Source organism: Streptomyces sp. NBC_01294, from assembly GCF_035917235.1.
Classification (GTDB): Bacteria; Actinomycetota; Actinomycetes; order Streptomycetales; family Streptomycetaceae; genus Streptomyces; species Streptomyces caledonius.
Genome location: NZ_CP108423.1, coordinates 7,752,741 through 7,772,538 on the forward strand (window position 1 = coordinate 7,752,741; position 19,798 = coordinate 7,772,538).

Below are 19,798 nucleotides of genomic sequence, written 5' to 3' on the forward strand. Positions count from 1 at the left end.
CGCGCGGGCCCCGGCTGCCGCGTCCGCAGGCCGCGTCAGGCCGACGCGCGCCGGACCAGCGCCGTCTCGGTGATCACAGGACCAGGAACGAAGCCCCCGTCCGGACCGTCGTTCAGGGTGCGCATCAGCAGCCGCGCCATCAGGCGCCCCATCCCCTCGATGTCCTGACGCACCGTCGTCAGCGGCGGCTCGGCGCTCTCCGCCACCGGCTCCGCGTCGTCGAAGCCCACCAGCGCCACGTCCCCGGGTACCGTCCGGCCGTGCTCCTGCAGCACCCGCAGCGCGCCGGTCGCCATCAGGTCGTTCCCGGCGAAGACGGCGTCTATCCCGGCGTCGAGGGCCAGCAGTTCGGCCATCGCGCGGGCCCCGCCCGCCGCCGTGAAGTCCCCTTCGGCGAACAGCTCGGGAACGGTGTCCGGGAGCACGTCCCGGTAGCCGCTCAGCCGGTCGAGCGCCGAGGTCTGGTCGAGCGGGCCGGAGATGTGCGCGATCCGCCGCCGGCCCTGGGCGAGCAGGTACCGTACGGCCTCCCGCGCGCCCCCGCGGTTGTCCGCGTCGACATAGGTCACGCCGCCCTTCTCGCCGGGGCCGGCGGTCCAGTCGGGGCGGCCGCCGTAGACCGTGGGCATGCCGATGCGGCGGGTGATGGCGGGCAGCGGATCGTCGGTGTGCAGGGAGAAGGCGAGCGCCCCGTCGACGTGGCCGCCGGCCAGGTAGCGCTCGATCCGGTCGTAGTCGCCCCGGTCCTCCACCAGCAGCAGGACCAGTTGGGTGTCGTGGGCGGTCAACTCCTTGCTGATGCCCCGGACCTGACGGGAGAAGAAGGGATCCGAGAAGATCCGGACCTCGGGCTCGGCGATGATCACCGCGACGGCCCCGGTGCGCCGGGTCACCAGGGTGCGGGCCGCGGGGTTGGGGACGTACCCCAGGTCCCGGATCGCCTCGCGCACCCGTTCCGCCAGGTGCGCCCGCACACCGTCGCCGCCGTTGACCACTCGGGAGGCGGTGGCCCGGGAGACCCCGGCGTGTGCTGCGACGGCCTCCAGGGTGGGACGGTTGCCGGGGCGGGGTTCGGGCACGGGTGTTCCTCCAGGGTGTCCAGGGACGGGGCGGCATCGCCGGACAGCAGGGTAACCGTTACGCCCGCTTCACACCCTGCCCCTCAGACGGCCCGGGGCAGCGGCCGCTGCGGCGAGCCGGAGTACGCACCGAGCTGGCGGACGAGGCCGGCGGGATCTCGGTGGCGGCCGACGAGATCACGGACATGGCCCGCGACCATCCGGACATCGCGAAGGCCCTCGTCGCCCTCCACCACCGCTACCGCGACGCGGCCGAGCAGGCCGCGGCCCTCGCACCGCCCGGCGACTCGGCGGCCCTGGTCCGCACCGAACCGCACGACGAGGTACGGGACTTCTTCTACGCGCACCACAACCACTTCGACGCGCTCGACACACCGAGGCGGAGTCCACCGCCCGGGACCTGGGCGCCGGATCGGTCTCCCGTACCGCCGGGCACCTCGCACACGCGCTCTCGGCCCGCCACGGCGTGACGGTGCTGGAGGCGGCCCCCGAGCAGGCGCCGGACGCCCGGCGGTTCGACGCCGAGCGCGGCCTGCTCTTCCTGTCCCCGTGGCTCACCGACGCGCAGCGCGCCTTCCAGCTCGCGACGCAGCTGGCGCTGCTCGGGCACCGGCCCCTGATCGACTCCCTCGTGACCGGGCCGATTTCGACTCCGCCGAGTCCGGGGGCCTGGCGAGGATCGGGCTGGCCGACTACTTCGCCGGCGCCGTCCTCATGCCCTACGGCGCCTTCCTGGCGGCGGCCGAGGACCTGCGCTACGACATCGAGCTGCTCCAGGCCCGCTTCGGCGTCGGCTTCGAGACCGTCTGCCACCGGCTCAGCACCCTGCAGCGCACCGGACAGCGCGGGGTGCCCTTCTCGTTCCTGCGCGCCGACCGGGCGGGGAACATCTCCAAACGCCAGTCCGCGACCGACTTCCACTTCTCGCGCCTCGGCGGCACCTGTCCCCTGTGGACCGTCTACGAGGCCTTCTCGGCCCCCGGCCGGATCCTCACGCAGGTCGCCGAGATGCCCGACGGGAAGAAGTACTTCTGGATCGCCCGGATCGTCACCCGGGGCGGCCACCGCGGCCACGGACACCGAGCCCGCCGGGCCGAGTTCGCCGTGGCGCTCGGCTGCGAACTCCGGCACGCCGGCCGTCTCGTCTACGCCGAGGGCGTCGCCGTCGCCGACCCGCGGGCGGCCACCCCGATCGGTCTGGGCTGCCGGATCTGCGAGCGCCGCGACTGCGCCCAGCGGGCGCGGCCGCCGGCCGGGGGCCGCCTGGCGGTGGACCCCGACCGGCGCACCTACGTGCCGTACCCGGTCTTCGGGGACGCCTGAGCCGGCGCCCGGCGGCCGGCGCCCGGCGGCAGGCCTCCGGCCCCTGGCCCCGTCGCCCCCGAAGGCTCAGCCGTGGACGAAGTGCGGCGGGCGCTTGTCCACGAACGCGGACATGCCCTCCTTCTGGTCGGCCGTGGCGAACACCGCGTGGAAGAGGCGGCGTTCGAAGCGGACGCCTTCCGCGAGGGTGGTCTCGAAGGCCCGGTTCACGGCCTCCTTGGCCATCATCGCGACCGGCTTCGACATCCCGGCGACGGTCTCGGCCACGGAGAGGGCCTCGGCGAGCAGCTCCCCGGCGGGGACGATCCGGGAGACGAGCCCGGCACGTTCGGCCTCCTCGGCGCCCATGGTGCGGCCCGTCAGACAGAGTTCCATCGCCTTGGCCTTGCCCACGGCCCGGGTGAGGCGCTGCGATCCGCCGATCCCGGGGATCACGCCGAGCCGGATCTCGGGCTGCCCGAACTTCGCGGTGTCGGCGGCGAGCAGGATGTCGCAGAGCATCGCGAGCTCGCAGCCGCCGCCCAGGGCGTAGCCGGAGACCGCCGCGACCGTGGGCGTCCGTACCTGGCCGAGCCGGTCCCAGGCGGTGAACCAGTCGCTGAGGTACATGTCCATGTAGCCCTGCGGCCGTATCTCCTTGATGTCGGCGCCCGCGGCGAAGGCCTTCGCGGAGCCCGTCAGGACGATGCAGCCGACCTCCGGGTCCCGGTCCAGTTGCTCCGCGGCGGCCACCACCTCGGTCATGACCTGCAGGTTGAGGGCGTTGAGGGCCTCCGGCCGGTTGAGGGTGAGCACGGCCACCCGCCCCTTGCGTTCCAGCAGGATGGTCTCGTAGGCCGTGGGGGCGCTCATGCGGGTGTTCCGTTCTGCGGTCGGAGGGTGCGGACGATGGCCGAGAAGTCCAGGCCGGCGCCCTCCCCCTCGGCGAATGCGGCGTACATGGCGGCTGCCTTGAGGCCCAGGGGGGCGTCCACGCCGCCGGCCCGCAGGGCGTTCGCTGCCAGGGTGAGGTCCTTGGCCATCAGGGGCGCGGCGAAGCCGGGCCGGTACTCGCGGTTGGCGGGGCTGGCCGGAACGGGTCCGGGCACGGGGCAGTTGACGGTGAGCGCCCAGCACTGGCCGGAGGCGGTGGAGGCCACGTCGTAGAGGGCCTGGTGGTCCAGGCCGAGGCTCTCGGCTAGGACGAAGGCCTCGCTGACCCCGATCATCGAGACGGCGAGGATCATGTTGTTGCAGATCTTCGCGGCCTGCCCGGCGCCCGCCGCGCCGCAGTGCACGGCCTTCTTGCCCATGGCGGAGAGCAGGGGCTGCGCCGCCGCGAACTCGGCGGCGCCGCCGCCCGCCATGAAGGTGAGGCTCGCGGCCTGTGCGCCCACCACCCCGCCCGAGACGGGCGCGTCGAGGGACCGGTGGCCGGCCGCCACGGCGGCCTCGTGCGCCGCGCGCGCGTCGGCCACGTCGATGGTGGAGCAGTCGACGAACAGGGTTCCGGGCCGCGCTGCCGCCAGCAGCCCGTCCTCCCGGTACAGGGCGAGGACGTGCCTGCCCGCCGGGAGCATGGTGATCACCACATCGGCGTCGGCGGCCGCCGACGCGGCCGACCCGGCCGGCTCCACCCCCGTCGCCGCGGCGGCGCCCAGGAGCTCCGGCACCAGGTCGAAGCCGAGGACGCGGTAGCCGGCCTTCACCAGGTTGGCCGCCATCGGGCCACCCATGTGGCCCAGTCCGACGAACGCCACGGTACTGCTCACCAGGGCACCTCCTGAGTCGAATCGGTGGCGGCGAGGCGCAGTTCGCGCGCGCCGAGCGGGGCGAAGAACCGTTCCACGTCCGCCGTGCCGACCTCGGCGAGGGTGGGCGGGGTCCAGTGCGGGGTGCGGTCCTTGTCGATCACCTGGGCGCGGATGCCCTCCACCAGGTCGGGGGAGGCCAGAGCCGCGCAGGAGACCCGGTACTCCTGCTCCAGGACCCTTTCCAGCGGGCCCAGATCGCGTGCCCGGCGCAGCGCGGCCAGGGTGACCTTCAGTGCCGTGGGCGATTTCGCCGCCAGGGCGGCCGCGGCCTCCTTTGCGCCGGGGACGCCGGTGGCGAGCAGCCGCCGGACGATCTCCTCGACCGTGTCCGCCGCGTAGCACGCGTCGATCCACGCGCGGGCGGCGGCGAGGTCACCGGGCGGCGGCGTTTGCACCCGCGCGCCGAGGCCCTCGTGTACGGAGGTCCGCGCGAGGTCGGCGGCCAGTGCGGGGAGCTCCGCCGCGGGGACGAAGTGGTCCGCGAGCCCGCACAGCAGGGCGTCGGCCGCCCCGACCGGCGTACCGGTCAGGGCCAGGTGGGTGCCCAGTTCGCCCGGGGCCAGCCCGAGCAGGTAGGTTCCGCCGACGTCGGGGACGAAGCCGATGCCCGTCTCGGGCATGGCGACGCGGGAGCGTTCGGTGACGATCCGGACGCTGCCGTGGGCCGAGACCCCGACGCCGCCGCCCATGACGATGCCGTCCATCAGGGCCACGTACGGCTTGGGGTAGCGGGCGATGCGGGCGTTGAGCCGGTACTCGTCGCGCCAGAAGTCCGCGGAGGCGCTGCCGCCCGTGCGGGCATCCTCGTGGATCGAGCGGATGTCGCCCCCGGCGCACAGGCCGCGTTCACCGGCGCCCTCGATGACGACGGTCTCGACGGCCGGGTCGTGCTGCCAGGCGGTGAGCGCCTCGTCGATGCGGAGCACCATGGCGTGGCTGAGGGCGTTGAGCGCCTTGGGGCGGTTGAGGGTGAGGTACGCGGCGTGGCCCTCGGTGCGCAGCAGGACGTGGTCGCGGTCTTCGTGGGGTGCGTGGGGTGCGTGGGTCATCGCAGGGTCTCCGTGAGTCCGCGGGCGACGATGACCCGCATGATCTCGTTGGTGCCTTCCAGGATCTGATGGACGCGCAGGTCGCGGACGATCTTCTCGATGCCGTATTCGCCGAGGTAGCCGTATCCGCCGTGGAGCTGCAGAGCCCGGTCGGCGACGGTGTAGCCGGTGTCGGTGGCGAAACGCTTGGCCATCGCGCACAGCCGGGGGGCCAGCGGATCGTCCGAGTCGAGGGCCTCGGCGGCCTGCCGGACCAGCGCGCGGGCGGCGGCCAGTTCGGTGGCCATGTCCGCGAGCCTGAACTGCAGCGCCTGGGCGTCCAGGAGCCGCCCTCCGAAGGCCTCGCGGTCGGCGAGGTGGACCAGGCTGCGGTCCAGGGCGCTCTGGGCGCCGCCGAGCGAGCAGGCGGCGATGCCGAGCCGGCCGCCGTTGAGGCCGTTCATGGCGATGCGGAAGCCGTCGCCCTCGGCGCCGAGCCGGCGGTCGGCGGGGATGCGCACGCCGTCGAGGACGACCTGGCGGGTGGGCTGCGCGTTCCAGCCCATCTTGTGCTCGTTGGGGCCGAAGGAGACCCCGGGGTCCTCGCGTGCGACGACGAACGCCGAGATCCCGCCGGGCCCGCTCTCGCCGGTGCGGGCCATGACGATGTAGACCCCGGCGGCCCCGGCGCCGGAGATGAACTGCTTGACGCCGGTCAGCACGTAGTGGTCGCCGTTCCGCTCGGCGCGGGTGCGCAAGGCTCCCGCGTCGGAGCCGGCCCCGGGTTCGGTGAGGCAGTAGCTGCCCAGGGAGTCGGCCGAGCACAGGCCCGGCAGCCAGCGGCGGCGCTGCGCGGCGTCCCCGTAGCGGTCGATCATCCAGGCGACCATGTTGTGGATGGAGAGGTAGCCGGCGATGGACGGGCAGCCGGTGGCCAAGGTCTCGAAGACGAGGACGCCGTCGGCGCGGCCGAGCCCCGAACCGCCGTGCTCCTCCCGCACGTAGACGCCGCCGAGACCGAGGACCGCGGCCCGGCGGATGACCTCGACGGGGAAGTGCTTGTCCCGGTCCCAGGCGACGGCGTACGGGGCCAGGTGCTCCTGGGCGAAGTCGAGGGTGACCTCGGCGAGGGCGAGCTGGTCCTCGGTGAGGGTGGTCACGGCGCTCATCCCATCGTCGGGATCGTGAAGCTCGCGCCCTCCTTGGCCCCGGAGGGCCAGCGCGAGGTGACGGTCTTGGTCCGGGTGTAGAAGCGGATGGAGTCCGGTCCGTGCTGGTTCAGATCCCCGAAACCGGACCGCTTCCAGCCGCCGAAGGTGTGGTACGCCACCGGGACGGGGATCGGCACGTTGACGCCGACCATGCCGGCGCCCACCCGGCGGGTGAAGTCGCGGGCGGTGTCGCCGTCGCGGGTGAAGATCGCGACGCCGTTGCCGTACGGGTGCTCGGTGGGCAGGCGCAGTGCCTCCTCGTAGTCGGCGGCCCGTACGACGGACAGCACCGGCCCGAAGATCTCCTCCCGGTAGATCCGCATCGAGGGGGTGACCCGGTCGAAGAGGGTGGCGCCGGCGAAGTAGCCGTTCTCGTGCCCGGCCAGGGTGAACCCGCGTCCGTCGACGACGAGTTCGGCTCCCTCGGTGGCGCCGATGCCCACGTAGCGGTTGACCCGGTCGAGCGCGTCACGGCTCACCAGCGGCCCGAAGTCTGCCTCGGGGTCGTCGGAGCGGCCGACGCGCAGGGTGGCGATGCGCTCCTTCAGCTTGGCCACCAGCGCGTCCGCGGTCTCCTCGCCGACGGGGACGGCCACGGCGATGGCCATGCAGCGCTCGCCGGCCGACCCGTATCCGGCGCCGATGAGCGCCTCCACGGCCTGGTCGAGATCGGCGTCCGGCATCACGATCATGTGGTTCTTGGCGCCGCCGAAGCACTGGGCGCGCTTGCCGTGGGCGGCGGCGGTGGCGTAGATGTGCGCGGCGATCGGGGTGGAGCCGACGAAGCCGAGGGCCTGCACGCGGGGGTCTTCGAGGAGGGTGTCGACGGCCTCCTTGCCGCCGTTGACCACGTTGAGCACGCCGGGCGGCAGGCCGGCTTCCAGGAAGAGCTCGGCGAGCCGCAGCGGTACGGACGGGTCCCGTTCCGAGGGCTTCAGGATGAAGGAGTTGCCGCAGGCCAGAGCCGGTGCGGCCTGCCACAGCGGGATCATCGCCGGGAAGTTGAAGGGGGTGATCCCGGCGACCACGCCGAGCGGCGCGCGCAGGGAGTGCACGTCGATGCCCGTGCCCGCGTTGTCGGTGAACTCCCCCTTCAGCAGGTGCGGGACGCCGGCGGCGAACTCGACCACCTCCAGGCCGCGTTGCAGGTCACCGTGCGCGTCGGCGACGGTCTTGCCGTGCTCGGCCGACAGCATGCGGGCGAGGGAGTCCCGCTCGCCCTCGACCAGTTGGAGGAAGCGCAGCAGCACGCGCGAGCGGCGCTGCGGGTTCCACTGGCCCCAATCCGCCTGCGCCTCCTCGGCGTTCGCGATGGCCGCCTCGGTGTCGGCGCGCCCGGCGAGCGGGACGCGGGCCTGGACGGTGCCGGTGTTGGGGTCGTACACGTCGGCGAAGAGTCCGGATGTTCCGGTGGTGTGCTTGCCGCCGATGAAATGGGTGAGTTCACGGACCATGGGTGCCTGCTCTCGTCAGGTTGGATCCGGGGATGGCACGGCGGACCGGCGAACGCGCCCGGTGGGGTGCGCCGCTGGGGAAGGCCGTGAGAACTACGAGCGTGCGCAGGTGTGCGCGCGCTCCGCCGGATCACCAGGGTCCTGGGTACAAACCGGTGCCATGCGTGTCTGCTCCATCCTCGTGGACAACACGGAACGTTCCGCGGCCGGTATCCTGACTCCCGGATCACCGCGTGCCGCCCGCCTTCCCGACAGACCTCGTCAGTGGCGTGTGGATGGCAGCACACTCCCCGGTCACAGTGGCGGGACCGTGCCGGTTTCTCACCGGCTTCCCTGCACCGCGGACCTTGTGCGGCGAACATATAGTTGGACGTCCTAGTAAGTCCAGACCCCCCTGCCGCGCGCCGGCGTCCGTCAGCCGTGGGCCGGGGCGGAGTTCCTGGTCACCGGGTACGGGATGAAAGTGCTGCTGTTCTCGTCGACGGCCAGGACCCGGCCGAGCGGCGGGACGGCCCGCTGCGGGCAGTCGAGGCGTTCGCAGAGCCTGCAGCCCATGCCGATGGGCGTGGCCGCCGCCGTGTTGTCGAGGTCGAGCCCGTCGGCGTACACGAGCCGGGAGGCGTGCCGGATCTCGCATCCGAGCCCGATCGCGAAGGTCTTGCCGGGCTCGCCCCAGCCGCCGCGGTGGCGGGTGACGGCGCGGGCGGTCCACAGGAACCGCTGCCCGTCGGGCATGGCGGCGACCTGGACGTGGATGCGACCGGGCGCGGCGAAGGCCTCGTACACGTTCCACAGCGGGCAGGTGCCGCCCGCGCGGGAGAAGTGGAATCCGGTGGCGGACTGCCGCTTGGACATGTTCCCGGCCCGGTCCACCCGGACGAAGGAGAAGGGAACCCCGCGCAGCCTGGGCCGTTGCAGGGTGCTGAGGCGGTGGCAGACCGTCTCGTAGCCGATCCCGAAGTGGTCGGTGAGCCGCTCGATGTCGTAGCGGAACTCCTCCGCGGCGGTGTGGAAGGCCGTGTACGGGAGGATGAGCGCGGCCGCGAAGTAGTTGGCGATGCCGATCCGCGCGAGGGCGTGCACGGGGGAGCCGGGCGGGAAGTCCTCGGTGGCCAGCCGGTCCAGTTCGGCCCCGTACTCGATCAGCGCCAGCTGCGTGGCCATCCGGAACGCCTGCTGGCCCGGCCGCAGCCGGTTCGACAGGTGCAGGACCCGGGCGGTCGCGTCGTAGTGGTGCAGCCGGTCGGAATCCGGGGCGGTCCTGACGCCGTGCCGATCGGACAGCCGGCGGGTCAGGGCGCGGATGACGTCACCGGGGCGGATGCCGATCTCGCGGGCGAGGGCTTCGGCCGCCAGATCGGTCTCGTGCAGGTAGTTCTGCCGCCGGTAGAAGAACTCGCGGATCTCCTCGTGGGGCGAGCGGGGTGCGTCCGTCACCGCGTCCCGGCCGTCGGCGGCGTCGGCGAGGCGCTCGGCCAGGAGCTGGCCGCGCCGGCCCAGGTCCAGCAGGACCGAGGCGACGGCAGGCATCCGGGTGGCCAGTTCGGCCAGGTCGGAGGGGGAGACGCGGGCCTCGGCGACCTCCTTGGCGAGCGCCTCGCGCAGGTCCGCGACCAGGCGGCTGGTGTCGCGCTCCGAGAAGAACCCCGGATCGACCCCGAACGCCTCGGTGAGGCGCAGCAGCACGGGGACGGTCAGCGGCCGGGAGTCGTGCTCCATCTGGTTGAGGTAGCTGGGGGAGATGGCCAGCACCCGTGCCAGGTCGGCCTGGGTCATCCGCCGCTCCTCGCGGAGCCGCCGCAGCCGCGCTCCCGCGTACGTCTTGCTCACCGCACTCCTCCACCGTTGGCATGCGTCAATGCGTCGTCAGGGTACGTGGACCTTCGCCGCCGAGGAGCTTCGCAACCTTGGCAATTTCGGCTCCGAAGATTCGCAAAGCTTGGCAGATGTACTTCCTTGTTGGCACTCGGTGTCAGTGCCAGAGTCGGTCCTGCGGTCAGCCGGACCCGGCAGCCGAGGTGGACTTCCAGGCCCGATTCACGCCCTGATTTCGGTGTCCCCGGCCGTTCCGCCCGGCGGCTCGGCAGCATTGCTCAGCTTCGGCCTGCAGCCGGGTTCGGCGGCCGCATCTCCCGAACAGGCACAGAGTGCCAATGCGCAGCAGTCAATGCCCCGCTCATTGGCAAGACAAGCGACGGATGGAAACGGTGACGGTCATGGCAACGGCGAACACGACGGCGGCGGCCGAGCAGCTCAAGCAGCGGTGGGCCGACGATCCTCGGTGGGCGGGCATCGAGCGCACCTACACGGCCGAGGACGTGGTGCGGCTCTCCGGCAGCGTCCGCGAGGAGCACACCCTGGCCCGGCGCGGCGCCGAACGACTGTGGCGCCAGCTGCACGAACGCGACTACATCCACGCCCTCGGCGCGCTGACCGGCGGTCAGGCCGTCCAGCAGGTCCGGGCCGGCCTCCAGGCCATCTACCTCTCCGGCTGGCAGGTCGCCGCCGACGCCAACCAGGCGGGCCACACCTACCCGGACCAGAGCCTGTACCCGGTCAACTCGGTCCCGCAGGTGGTGCGCCGGATCAACAACGCGCTGCTGCGCGCCGACCAGATCGCCACCGCCGAGGGCGGCACGACCAGTTCGATTGACGGGGGGACCGACTGGCTGGCGCCGATCGTCGCCGACGCCGAGGCCGGCTTCGGCGGCCCGCTCAACGCCTTCGAACTGACCAAGGCGATGATCGCGGCGGGCGCGGCCGGCATCCACTACGAGGACCAGCTCGCCTCCGAGAAGAAGTGCGGCCACCTCGGCGGCAAGGTCCTCGTCCCCACCTCCCAGCACATCCGCACCCTCAACGCGGCCCGCCTCGCCGCCGACATCGCCGACGTCCCCACCCTGGTCATCGCCCGCACGGACGCCCTCGCCGCGAACCTGCTGACCAGCGACGTCGACGAGCGCGACGCGCGGTTCGCCACCGGCGAGCGCACCGCCGAGGGCTTCTACCGGGTGCAGAACGGCATGGCGCCGGTCATCGCCCGCGGCCTCGCCTACGCCCCGTACGCGGACCTGATCTGGGTCGAGACCGGCACCCCGGACCTCGCCCAGGCCCGCGAGTTCGCCGAGGCGATCCACGCGCGGTACCCGGACCAGATGCTCGCCTACAACTGCTCGCCGTCCTTCAACTGGAAGGCGGCGCTGGACGACGACGAGATCGCCAAGTTCCAGCGGGAGCTGGGCGCGATGGGCTACCGCTTCCAGTTCATCACCCTCGCCGGCTTCCACTCCCTCAACCACGGCATGTTCGACCTCGCCCGCGGTTACGCCGAGCAGGGCATGACCGCCTACGTCGACCTCCAGGAGCGCGAGTTCGCCGCCCAGGCGCAGGGCTTCACGGCCGTCAAGCACCAGCGCGAGGTCGGCACCGGCTACTTCGACCTGGTCTCCACCGCCGTCAACCCGGCCTCCTCCACCACCGCGCTCTCCGGCTCCACCGAGGAAGAGCAGTTCCACTAGTCCGCGCCGTCAGTCCTGCCGGCCATGGCCCGCCGGGTGCCCGAGGGACTTCCCCCTCGGGCACCCACCGCCCCCGCTGAGGAGAACCGCATGTCCCTCTCGCCTCTGACCAGCAGTGTCCGGGTTCTCGGCGCACCGGGTGAGCGCCACGAGGAGATCCTGACACCCGAGGCCCTGGAGTTCATCGGCCGGCTCGACGCCGCGTTCGCCGACCGCCGCCTGGAGATCCTCAAGGAGCGCCGCCGCCGCTCGGGCCACCTGGCCGGCGGCACCCCGCTCGACTTCCCGCTTGCCACCCGCGCGCTGCGCGAGGACCCCCACTGGCGGGTCGCGCCGCCCGCACCCGGCCTCACCGACCGCAGGGTCGAGATCACCGGCCCGCCGGAGCGCCGGATGGCCGTCAACGCCCTCAACTCCGGCGCCAAGGTCTGGATGGCCGACTTCGAGGACGCCACCGCCCCCACCTGGACCAACATCGTCGGCGGCCAGCTCACCCTGCTCGACGCCGTCGAACGGCGCATCGACTTCACCACCCCCGAGGGCAAGGAGTACCGCCTCGGGACCGACCTCGCGACCGTCATGGTGCGCCCGCGCGGCTGGCACCTGACCGAGGAGCACCTGGAGATCGACGGCCGGCCCGTGTCCGCCTCGCTCGTCGACTTCGGCCTGTACTTCTTCCACTGCGCGCGGCGCCAGATCGACGCCGGGTACGGCCCGTACTTCTACCTCCCCAAGCTGGAGAACCGGTACGAGGCCCGCCTGTGGAACGACGTCTTCCTCCACGCGCAGGAACTCCTCGGCATCCCCCGCGGCACGGTCCGCGCCACCGTCCTCATCGAGACGATCACCGCCGCCTTCGAGATGGAGGAGATCCTCTACGAGCTGCGCGAACACAGCGCGGGACTGAACGCGGGCCGCTGGGACTACCTCTTCAGCCTGATCAAGACCTTCGGCCACCGCACCGACTTCCAGCTGCCCGACCGGGCCAAGGTCACCATGACGGCCCCCTTCATGCGCGCCTACACCGAACTGCTCGTCCGCACCTGTCACCGGCGCGGCGCCCACGCGATCGGCGGCATGGCCGCCCACGTCCCCAGCCGCGACGCGGGGGCCAACGCCGCCGCCCTCGCGAAGGTCCGCCTCGACAAGGAGCGGGAGGCCGAGGACGGCTTCGACGGCTCCTGGGTCGCCCACCCCGGGCTGGTGCCCGTCTGCCGCGAGGTCTTCGACGGAGTCCTGGGCGACCGGCCGCACCAGACCGACCGGATGCGCGAGGACGTCGAGGTCACGGCCGCCGACCTGCTGTCCGTACGCCGGATCGGCATGCCCCCGACCCGGGAGGGCGTCCGCTCGAACGTCGCCGTGGCCCTGCGCTACTTCGACGCCTGGCTGCGCGGCAGCGGCGCCGTCGCCCTGTACGGCCTGATGGAGGACGCCGCGACCGCGGAGATCGCCCGCGTCCAGATCTGGCAGTGGCTGCGCCACGACCGGGTCGACCGGGGGACCGTGACCGACCTCCTGGACGCCGAATGCACGGCGCTGCAGGACGAGGACCCGCAGGCGCTCGCGGCCGAAGCCCGGGAGGTCTTCGTGGACACCGCCCTGTCGGTCCGGCTCCCGGCCTTCTTCACCCCCGAGGCCTACACCCGCCACCTCGTCCGCCGCGCCGACGCGCGGGTGAACGCGTGAGCGCCCCCGTGCGGCCGGCGGCACGCATCCAGCGCGTCGGGGTCGTCGGCGGCGGCCAGATGGGCGCGGGCATCGCCGAGGTGTGCGCCCGCGCCGGGCTCGACACCGTAGTCGCCGAGTCGGACGCCGCCGCCGCCCGGGCCGCCCGGGAGCGTGTCGCCGTCTCCCTGGAACGCGCCGTCCAGCGGGGCAAACTGGACCGGATCTCCGCCGAGGACGCCCTCGCCCGGCTCGTCTTCACCGGCGACCTGGAGGACCTCGCCGACCGCCGGCTCGTCATCGAGGCCGTCACGGAGAACCCCGAGGCCAAGGTGGACGTCTTCACCCGCCTCGACAAGATCGTGGAGGATCCGGAGGCGATCCTCGCCACGAACACCTCCGCGATCCCGGTCATGCGGCTCGGCATGGCCACCGGCCGGGCGGACCGGGTGGTGGGCCTGCACTTCTTCAACCCGGTCCCCGTCCTGCCCCTCGTGGAGGTCGTGTCCTCCCTCCACACCTCGCAGGACACCCTCGCCGTCGTCGAGGCCTTCGCCCGCGACACCCTGGGCAAGACGACCGTCCGCTCCCAGGACCGGGCCGGTTTCGTCGTCAACGCCCTGCTGGTCCCCTACCTCCTCGCCGCCATCCGGATGGCCGAGTCCGGGTTCGCCAGTGCCGAGGACGTGGACGCCGGAATGGAACTGGGCTGCGCCCACCCGATGGGACCGCTCAAGCTCGCCGACCTGATCGGCCTGGACACGGTCGAGGCGATCGCCGAGTCGCTGTACCAGGAGTTCAAGGAACCCCTGTACGCGCCGCCCCCGCTGCTCCGGCGGATGGTGCAGGCGGGTCTGCTCGGCCGCAAGAGCGGCCGCGGGTTCCACACGTACGGCCGGGGCTGAGGGGCCCCGGCAGGTCTCCAGGGCAGAGGGTGCGCCGGAGACGCGGGAAAGCGGCGCGGGTGGGGCGAGTGGTGTCGCCACATCCGCGCCGCACCCGTGCCCCGCGCCCCGTGCCGTGTCCCGTCCCTCCCGTCCGAGGACAGGGACCCGGCGGGCCGCGATCCGCTCAGTGCCCGAAGCCGAACCAGTTGACATTCACGAAGTCGGCGGGCCGGCCGCTGGTGAAGGTCAGGTAGACGTCGTGCGTGCCCGTGACCGCGGTGAGGTTCGCGGGGACGGTGCGCCAGCTCTGCCACCCGCCGGTGCCCGCGATCGAGAAGCTCCCGACCGGCGCCGAGGTCCGGCTGCCGAGCCGTACCTCGACGAGCCCGCTGACCCCGCCGGCCGCGCCGCTCGCCACCCGCCCGTAGAACTGCCTCGCCGGTGTGGAACCGAAGTCGACGCCCCTGAACAGCGCCCAGTCGCCGTTGCCGATCGTCGTGATGTCCTGGCCGCCGCCGGTGTCCGCGGTGGTCTCCTTGACCACGCCCGCCTGGCCGTCGTACGACTCGGCCTGGATCGCGGTGTACGCGTCGCGGTTGCCGGGCGGCGGGGTGGTCGGGGGCGTCGTGGGAGGCGTCGTCGGCGGTGTGGTGGGCGGTGTGGTGGGCGGGGTCGTGCCTCCGGTCGACCGGAGGACGGACACGTAGTCGACGACCATGGGATGGCCGGGCTCGGTGCCCGCGTCGGGACCGCCGCCGAAGGCGTCGGGGAAGCCACCGCCCATGGCCACGTTGAGGATGATGAAGTAGCCGTGGTTCGTGGCGTTGGTCCAGGTGGCCGCGTCCACCTGGTTCGCCCGCACGGTGTGGAAGGTGATGCCGTCGACGGAGAAGCGCATCTCCTCGACCGCGGTCGAGCGGTCCCACTCCACGGCGTAGGTGTGGAAGCCGGCCTGGCAGCTCGTGCCCGGGCACACCTGCTGTCCGCCGATGCCGGACGTCTCGTTGCAGGGGCCGCCGGGGCTCGTGCCGCAGTGCAGGGTGGCCCAGACGGTGTTGATGCCCTGGACGTTCTCCAGGATGTCGATCTCACCGATGCCGGGCCAGTTCCACCAGTTGCCCCGGTAGGGGGTGCCGAGCATCCAGAACGCCGGCCAGTAGCCCTTGGCCGCCGGGCCGGTCACGTTCGGCATCTGGATGCGCGCCTCGGTGCGGAGCGTGCCGCCCGCCGGGGGCTGGAAGTCGTCCCGCCGGGTCTCGATGCGGCCGGACGTCCAGTTGCCGGCGGCGTCCCGCCGCGGCGTGATGCGCAGGTTGCCCGCGCCGTCGAGGGAGACGTTGGACGGGTCGGCGGTCATCGTCTCGATCTCGCCGGTACCGAAGTTGGCGGGTCCGCCCGGGTAGCTGGTGCCGGTGGTGTACTGCCAGTCGGCGGTGTTCACCCCGGATCCGGCGGGTCCGTCGAAGTCGTCCAGGAACACCCGGGACCAGCCGGCCGGTGCGGGGGGAGCCGCGGCGTTCGCGGGCAGGGTGACGCCGGCGGCGGCCGCCGCGACCACGGCGATCGTGCTCAGCGCGGCCAGGACGGCCCGCCGGACCGTGGGTCGCCTACTGCCGGATATCTCACGCATGGATGCCCTCTCTGAAGCGCGGATGGAGCGCGGTGCGGGGGAGGAGCCAAGGGTCGTCGTTCCGAGAGCCACCGTCTTGAGAGCGCTCTCAAGACGGCGGCCGCTGGACACTGTGCTCCGCGCCCTCGCGGGCGTCAAGAGATGGAACCGGGAAAGGGCTTGTGGCGAGAGGGAGTTCAACCAGTGAACGCGGGTCGCCGAGAATCGCCGAGCGCCGCCGCGATCCCGCCGCCGCGATCCCGCCGCCGCGATCCCGCCGCCGGGAACCCGGCGGCGGTGGACGGCGGTTTCACCCGTGCGGCCCAATCCGCCGCGCCTCAACGCTGCGGGCCGAGCACCTCCTCGGCACCGGGGAGGTCGTGGACGGACGCCGCCGTCCCGGTCAGCGGCAGCAGCCCGGCCAGCGGGCACGGCACGGGCGTCGTCTCGTGGTCGACCTCCCACTGGCCGACCACGTTCCCGCCCGCGTGGTCCACGGTGCAGACGGCGTACAGGTGGCCGGAGCAGCCCCGGCAGAGCAGGGACCGGTGGCCGGTCACGGCCGGTCCGGCGGGAGCGCCGGGGCCGCGGGAACGGCGCGGACCGAACTGCGGACCGAACTGCGGCCCGAACCGCGGCCCGAACTCCGCCCGGAGCACGGCGCGGAGGAGCGGACCGCGTTCTTCGCCGGCGTGCCGGGTCCGCCGCGCGCTTGTAGCGTCGGTCGCGACAGGAGTCCTGGTGATCCGACAGGAGTCCCCCGGCCGGTTCGCGCATGCGGAACACGTCCCGTCAGCGCGCCGTGCCATCCGTGTGCCGCCCGCGTTGGCGCCGAACCGGTCCGCCCCTCTCGACGCGACTGGGCGCACGCGCAGCCCCCGTGAGAGAGGCCGTGCCGATGTCGAACGATGTCCCGATAGCGAGCCTGCTGCGTGTGGAGAGGGGCATGGCCGCCCCTGAGGAACTGGCCGCGATCGCAGTCATCATCGCGTGTTACGCCCATCGGACCTCCCGCGACCGTGACCGTGAGCACGACGCCACGAGCGGCGCCGGCTCCGGGTCCGGCCGCCGCCGCACCGTCCGGTCGGACGCCGGCTGCTGGGCAGGCTGCTGGGCCTGCCGCTGAACCCCTTCCGCCGGCCGCACGCACGGCCGGCGGAAGGGGGGACGAGGTGGTCACGCCCGGCGCAGCACCGTCGAGAGGACCTCGTACAGGGTCGCGCGGGGATCGGCCACGGCGCCCTCGGAGCGCCACGCGACGAACCCGTCCGGCCGTACGAGCACGGCGCCCTCGGCGTTCATCCGGTGGACCTCGGTCCAGTCGGCGTCGCCCTCCTGGACCAGGTCCGCGTCCGGACCGGAGCCGATGGTGTAGGCGTCCAGCCGCGCCGGCAGTTCCTCGGCCACCTGCTCCGCGGCCTCCTGCCACGGCGTTCCCGCGCCGCTGAGCAGCACGAACGAGCATTCGTACAGGTCCAGGGTGGAGACCCGCTCACCGGCCCTGGTCAGCCACATGTGCGGGGCCCGGGTCCCGGTGGCGCCGGTCATCTTCAGCGTCTCCGGGATGACGGGCCGCCCGGGCTCGGCGCCCACGAGCGCGCCCTGCGGGTAGCAGTAGCCCATCGCCGTGGTGAGGACACCGCTGCCCGGCCCGCCGCCCATGGTGGGCGGCGGCGCGTACCCGGGGTGGCTGTGTTCCGCCGAACGGGCCGACGCCCGCTCGCTGGTGGCCCGGGCGACCGGCAGCCGCTCGGCCTCGTAGGTGTCGAGCAGCTCCATGCCGGCCGACCCCTCCAGCACCGCGGCGATCTTCCACGCCAGGTTGTGCGCGTCCTGGATGCCCGTGTTGGAGCCGAAGGCGCCGGTGGGGCACATCTCGTGGGCCGCGTCACCGGCCAGGAACACCCGGCCGGCCGAGTACCGTTCGGCCACCCGTTCGGCGGCATGCCACGGCGCCTTGCCGCCGATCTGCACGTCCAGGTCGGGTACGCCGATCGCCTCGCGGATCTGCTTCACGCACCGCTCGTCGGTGAAGTCCTCCAGGGTCTCGCCCTGGTCCGGGTGCCACGGGGCGTGGAAGACCCACTGGGTCTGGTTGTCCACCGGCAGCAGCGCCCCGTCCGCTCCCGGCCGCATCAGGTAGCAGACGATGAAGCGCAGGTCGTCCAGCACCTCGACGAGCCGCTCCGAGCGGAAGGTGACGCTGACGTTGTGGAACAGCTCGCCGTTACCCGTCTGGGGGATCCGGAGGGCTTCCCTGACGGGACTGCGCGGGCCGTCCGCCGCGATCAGGAAGTCGGAGCGCACCGTGACGTGCTCGCCCGTCTTGCGGTCCTTCACCACGGCGTTCACTCCCGTGGCGTCCTGGTCGAAGCTCATCAGTTCGGTGGAGAACCGGATCTCGGCGCCCTGTGCGCGGCTCTGCGCCGCCAGCACCGGCTCGATGTTGTTCTGGCTGCACAGGCACCAGCCGGTCGGGCTGAAGCGGGCCAGCGCCCCGGACGGATCGATCGACTTGATCAGCCAGTTGTGGTCGCTCCTGTCGGTCAGTGAACGGGCTTGCAGAATGCCCTCAATGCCCTCCAGTACGGACGCCGCCTGGCGGATCGCGCGCTCCGCCCCCGCCGTGCGGAAGAGCTCCATGGTCCGGGCGTTGATGCCGCGGCCCCGCGGGTGCGGGGAGGTACCGGAGTGCTTCTCGACCAGCAGGTGCCTCACTCCGTGGCGGCTCAGGAAAAGCGAGGTGGACAGGCCCACGAGGGAGCCGCCCACGACGAGAACCGGTACGCGAACATCGGCGTTGTCTTCCATCAGCTGCGGGCTCCTGTTTTCTGTGTGGGGGAGTGAACTCTTTATGCCCCCGATCCGAGATAAGGCCCGGTTGATTCGCCGGTTGTCACCCGCTTGATCCGGACATGTAGCGGTACGTCGCCACCCGGATGACGATGAGCGACAGCGGCTCCCCTGAGACGCGCCGGCCTGCCGTCCCCTCCGGAGGCGGCCGCCGGCCCCGGGTGGTCGCCACCGGTGACGGACGAGGGGTCCGTACGCGATGGATCTCCACCCCCTCATGAAGGAGTGAGTAGATGACAACCACCCTGTCCGAACGGGTGTCGCAGTCAGCCTTCGACGGCTCCATGCTCCGGGTCGTCCTGCTGATGGATCTCCACGAGGGGACCCAGCAGAGGTTCTTCGAGGCGTACGAGCAGCTCCGCCACGACATCGCGTCGGTCCCGGGCCACATCAGCGATCAGCTGTGCCAGTCCTTCGAGGACCCTTCGCAGTGGCTCATCACCAGTGAGTGGGAAAGCGCCCCGCAATACCTCGCGTGGGTCAACAGCGAGCACCACGCCGAACAGGTGAAGCCGCTGGGCGCGTGCGCCCGCACCATGCGCCCGCTCAAGTTCACCGTCCTGCGCGAGACCGGCCGGGGCTACGACCAGGCGGCCCGCCCCGTCACGGCGCGCCTCCAGTCCAACCCGCGCCTGGGCGCCGGCATCGTGCGCCACGCCCTCACCTTCACGGTCAAGCCGGGCAGCGAGAAGCAGGTGGCGGGCATCCTCTCCAGCTACGCCTCCCCGGCGGCCCGTGTCGACGACCACACCCGCCTGTGCCGCACGTCGCTCTTCATGCACGGCAACCGGGTCGTACGGACGGTCGAGGTCCAGGGCGACCTGGTCACGGCCCTGCGGCACGTCTCCGAGCAGCCCGAGGTACGCGCGGTCGAGGAGGCCATCAACCCCTACCTCGAACAGGACCGGAACCTGAACGACCCCGAGTCCGCCCGGATGTTCTTCATGCGCGCCGCGCTCCCGGCGGTCCACCACATCACCGCACCGGAGCCCGAATCCGCCGACGTGCAGCGGCACGCGCTCTTCTACCAGGCCAAGCCCGGCCTGGGGACGGCCCTCGCCAAGTTCCTCGCCCGGCAGGACGAGGCGGCCGCACACCGCCCGGCGAGCCCCGTTCGGAGCAGCAGCATCTTCCAGCGCGACGACATCGTCGTCCGCCTCATCGACGTGCGCGGCCCGCTCGACGCCGAGCCCGAGACCACCTTCGGCGTCTTCGGGCCGCGCAAGGCGGCGGTGCTCGACCGGCTGACGGTCCCGGCCGACGGGCGGGTCCGCGCCCCGCACCACACCATGAACCTGATCACCGACCGCCGGGCCCCCGCGCAGTCCTGATCCTCCCGGTCCACCCGTCCGGACCCGGTCCACCCGTCCGGACC

General features: G+C 72.6%; 15 protein-coding genes, 1 pseudogene and 1 riboswitch. Of the genes and pseudogenes, 6 read left to right on the forward strand and 10 right to left on the reverse strand.

Annotation, left to right across the window (positions count from 1 at the left end; genetic code table 11):
- Nucleotides 1–35 precede the first annotated feature (35 nt).
- Nucleotides 36–1,079, reverse strand: coding sequence for a LacI family DNA-binding transcriptional regulator (locus OG534_RS35085; RefSeq protein ID WP_326586389.1), 1,044 nt, complete (start codon nucleotides 1,077–1,079; stop codon nucleotides 36–38).
- 116 nt (nucleotides 1,080–1,195) lie between these two features.
- Between OG534_RS35085 and OG534_RS35090 the strand changes: the two are divergent.
- Nucleotides 1,196–2,402, forward strand: a pseudogene (locus OG534_RS35090) (helix-turn-helix domain-containing protein); the annotation flags it as partial.
- Nucleotides 2,403–2,468: 66 nt separating this feature from the next.
- Here OG534_RS35090 and OG534_RS35095 read toward each other — a convergent pair.
- The 6 genes from OG534_RS35095 to OG534_RS35120 all read right to left on the reverse strand — a co-directional run bounded on the left by OG534_RS35095 (nucleotide 2,469) and on the right by OG534_RS35120 (nucleotide 9,718).
- Nucleotides 2,469–3,254 carry an enoyl-CoA hydratase gene (locus OG534_RS35095; RefSeq protein ID WP_326586388.1) on the reverse strand — a complete coding sequence of 262 codons (786 nt, stop codon included), beginning with the start codon at nucleotides 3,252–3,254 and terminating at the stop codon, nucleotides 2,469–2,471.
- A complete protein-coding gene (mmsB, locus tag OG534_RS35100) occupies nucleotides 3,251–4,153 on the reverse strand; it encodes a 3-hydroxyisobutyrate dehydrogenase (protein ID WP_326586387.1) in 903 nt (300 codons plus the stop codon). Before mmsB ends, OG534_RS35095 begins: the two co-directional genes overlap by 4 nt.
- The gene (locus OG534_RS35105) at nucleotides 4,150–5,244 is read right to left on the reverse strand and encodes an enoyl-CoA hydratase/isomerase family protein (protein ID WP_326586386.1); all 1,095 of its coding nucleotides are present in this window, start codon (nucleotides 5,242–5,244) and stop codon (nucleotides 4,150–4,152) included. The genes mmsB and OG534_RS35105 overlap by 4 nt, the downstream gene beginning before the upstream one ends.
- Nucleotides 5,241–6,392, reverse strand: a complete 1,152-nt coding sequence (locus tag OG534_RS35110) for an acyl-CoA dehydrogenase family protein (protein WP_326586385.1) — start codon at nucleotides 6,390–6,392, stop codon at nucleotides 5,241–5,243. Before OG534_RS35110 ends, OG534_RS35105 begins: the two co-directional genes overlap by 4 nt.
- Nucleotides 6,389–7,888 carry a CoA-acylating methylmalonate-semialdehyde dehydrogenase gene (locus tag OG534_RS35115; protein WP_326586384.1) on the reverse strand — a complete coding sequence of 500 codons (1,500 nt, stop codon included), beginning with the start codon at nucleotides 7,886–7,888 and terminating at the stop codon, nucleotides 6,389–6,391. Before OG534_RS35115 ends, OG534_RS35110 begins: the two co-directional genes overlap by 4 nt.
- 187 nt (nucleotides 7,889–8,075) lie before the next feature.
- Nucleotides 8,076–8,246, reverse strand: a riboswitch (cobalamin riboswitch).
- Nucleotides 8,247–8,302: 56 nt separating this feature from the next.
- Nucleotides 8,303–9,718, reverse strand: a complete 1,416-nt coding sequence (locus tag OG534_RS35120; protein ID WP_326586383.1) for a short-chain fatty acyl-CoA regulator family protein — start codon at nucleotides 9,716–9,718, stop codon at nucleotides 8,303–8,305.
- 386 nt (nucleotides 9,719–10,104) lie between these two features.
- Here OG534_RS35120 and aceA point away from each other — a divergent pair, with 386 nt between their 5' ends.
- The 3 genes from aceA (at nucleotide 10,105) to OG534_RS35135 (ending at nucleotide 13,979) form a co-directional block, all read left to right on the forward strand.
- Complete coding sequence (gene aceA, locus OG534_RS35125; RefSeq protein ID WP_326586382.1) at nucleotides 10,105–11,406, forward strand: isocitrate lyase; 1,302 nt, start codon at nucleotides 10,105–10,107, stop codon at nucleotides 11,404–11,406.
- Between the two features lie 90 nt (nucleotides 11,407–11,496).
- Nucleotides 11,497–13,095: a malate synthase A gene (gene aceB / locus OG534_RS35130; protein ID WP_326586381.1), complete on the forward strand. Its 1,599-nt coding sequence runs from the start codon at nucleotides 11,497–11,499 to the stop codon at nucleotides 13,093–13,095.
- Nucleotides 13,092–13,979 (forward strand): 3-hydroxybutyryl-CoA dehydrogenase, encoded by an 888-nt coding sequence (locus OG534_RS35135; protein WP_326586380.1) that lies wholly within the window; start codon nucleotides 13,092–13,094, stop codon nucleotides 13,977–13,979. Before aceB ends, OG534_RS35135 begins: the two co-directional genes overlap by 4 nt.
- A 166-nt stretch (nucleotides 13,980–14,145) precedes the next feature.
- Here OG534_RS35135 and OG534_RS35140 read toward each other — a convergent pair whose 3' ends face one another.
- Both OG534_RS35140 and OG534_RS35145 read right to left on the reverse strand, forming a co-directional pair.
- Complete coding sequence (locus OG534_RS35140; RefSeq protein ID WP_326586379.1) at nucleotides 14,146–15,591, reverse strand: glycoside hydrolase family 16 protein; 1,446 nt, start codon at nucleotides 15,589–15,591, stop codon at nucleotides 14,146–14,148.
- A 317-nt stretch (nucleotides 15,592–15,908) separates the two neighbouring features.
- Nucleotides 15,909–16,229 carry a hypothetical protein gene (locus tag OG534_RS35145; protein WP_326586378.1) on the reverse strand — a complete coding sequence of 107 codons (321 nt, stop codon included), beginning with the start codon at nucleotides 16,227–16,229 and terminating at the stop codon, nucleotides 15,909–15,911.
- 239 nt (nucleotides 16,230–16,468) lie between these two features.
- Between OG534_RS35145 and OG534_RS35150 the strand changes: the two genes are divergently transcribed.
- On the forward strand, nucleotides 16,469–16,696 hold the full coding sequence (locus OG534_RS35150; RefSeq protein WP_326593260.1) for an acyl-CoA carboxylase epsilon subunit: 228 nt from the start codon (nucleotides 16,469–16,471) through the stop codon (nucleotides 16,694–16,696).
- Nucleotides 16,697–16,746: 50 nt separating this feature from the next.
- Here OG534_RS35150 and OG534_RS35155 read toward each other — a convergent pair whose 3' ends face one another.
- Nucleotides 16,747–18,381, reverse strand: a complete 1,635-nt coding sequence (locus OG534_RS35155) for an FAD-dependent oxidoreductase (protein WP_326586376.1) — start codon at nucleotides 18,379–18,381, stop codon at nucleotides 16,747–16,749.
- Nucleotides 18,382–18,656: 275 nt separating this feature from the next.
- Between OG534_RS35155 and OG534_RS35160 the strand changes: the two genes are divergently transcribed.
- Entirely contained in the window at nucleotides 18,657–19,754 is a 1,098-nt protein-coding gene (locus OG534_RS35160) for a SchA/CurD-like domain-containing protein (RefSeq protein WP_326586375.1), read from the forward strand.
- Nucleotides 19,755–19,798 lie beyond the last annotated feature (44 nt).

Excerpts from the sequence above, each read along its gene's own strand:
- OG534_RS35095 (WP_326586388.1), bottom strand. The coding sequence starts at position 3,254 with ATGAGCGCCCCCACGGCCTACGAGACCATCCTGCTGGAACGCAAGGGG.
- OG534_RS35105 (WP_326586386.1), bottom strand. The coding sequence starts at position 5,244 with ATGACCCACGCACCCCACGCACCCCACGAAGACCGCGACCACGTCCTG.
- OG534_RS35110 (WP_326586385.1), bottom strand. The coding sequence starts at position 6,392 with ATGAGCGCCGTGACCACCCTCACCGAGGACCAGCTCGCCCTCGCCGAG.
- OG534_RS35115 (WP_326586384.1), bottom strand. The coding sequence starts at position 7,888 with ATGGTCCGTGAACTCACCCATTTCATCGGCGGCAAGCACACCACCGGA.
- aceA (WP_326586382.1), top strand. The coding sequence starts at position 10,105 with ATGGCAACGGCGAACACGACGGCGGCGGCCGAGCAGCTCAAGCAGCGG.
- aceB (WP_326586381.1), top strand. The coding sequence starts at position 11,497 with ATGTCCCTCTCGCCTCTGACCAGCAGTGTCCGGGTTCTCGGCGCACCG.
- OG534_RS35140 (WP_326586379.1), bottom strand. The coding sequence starts at position 15,591 with ATGCGTGAGATATCCGGCAGTAGGCGACCCACGGTCCGGCGGGCCGTC.
- OG534_RS35150 (WP_326593260.1), top strand. The coding sequence starts at position 16,469 with ATGTCGAACGATGTCCCGATAGCGAGCCTGCTGCGTGTGGAGAGGGGC.
- OG534_RS35155 (WP_326586376.1), bottom strand. The coding sequence starts at position 18,381 with ATGGAAGACAACGCCGATGTTCGCGTACCGGTTCTCGTCGTGGGCGGC.
- OG534_RS35160 (WP_326586375.1), top strand. The coding sequence starts at position 18,657 with ATGACAACCACCCTGTCCGAACGGGTGTCGCAGTCAGCCTTCGACGGC.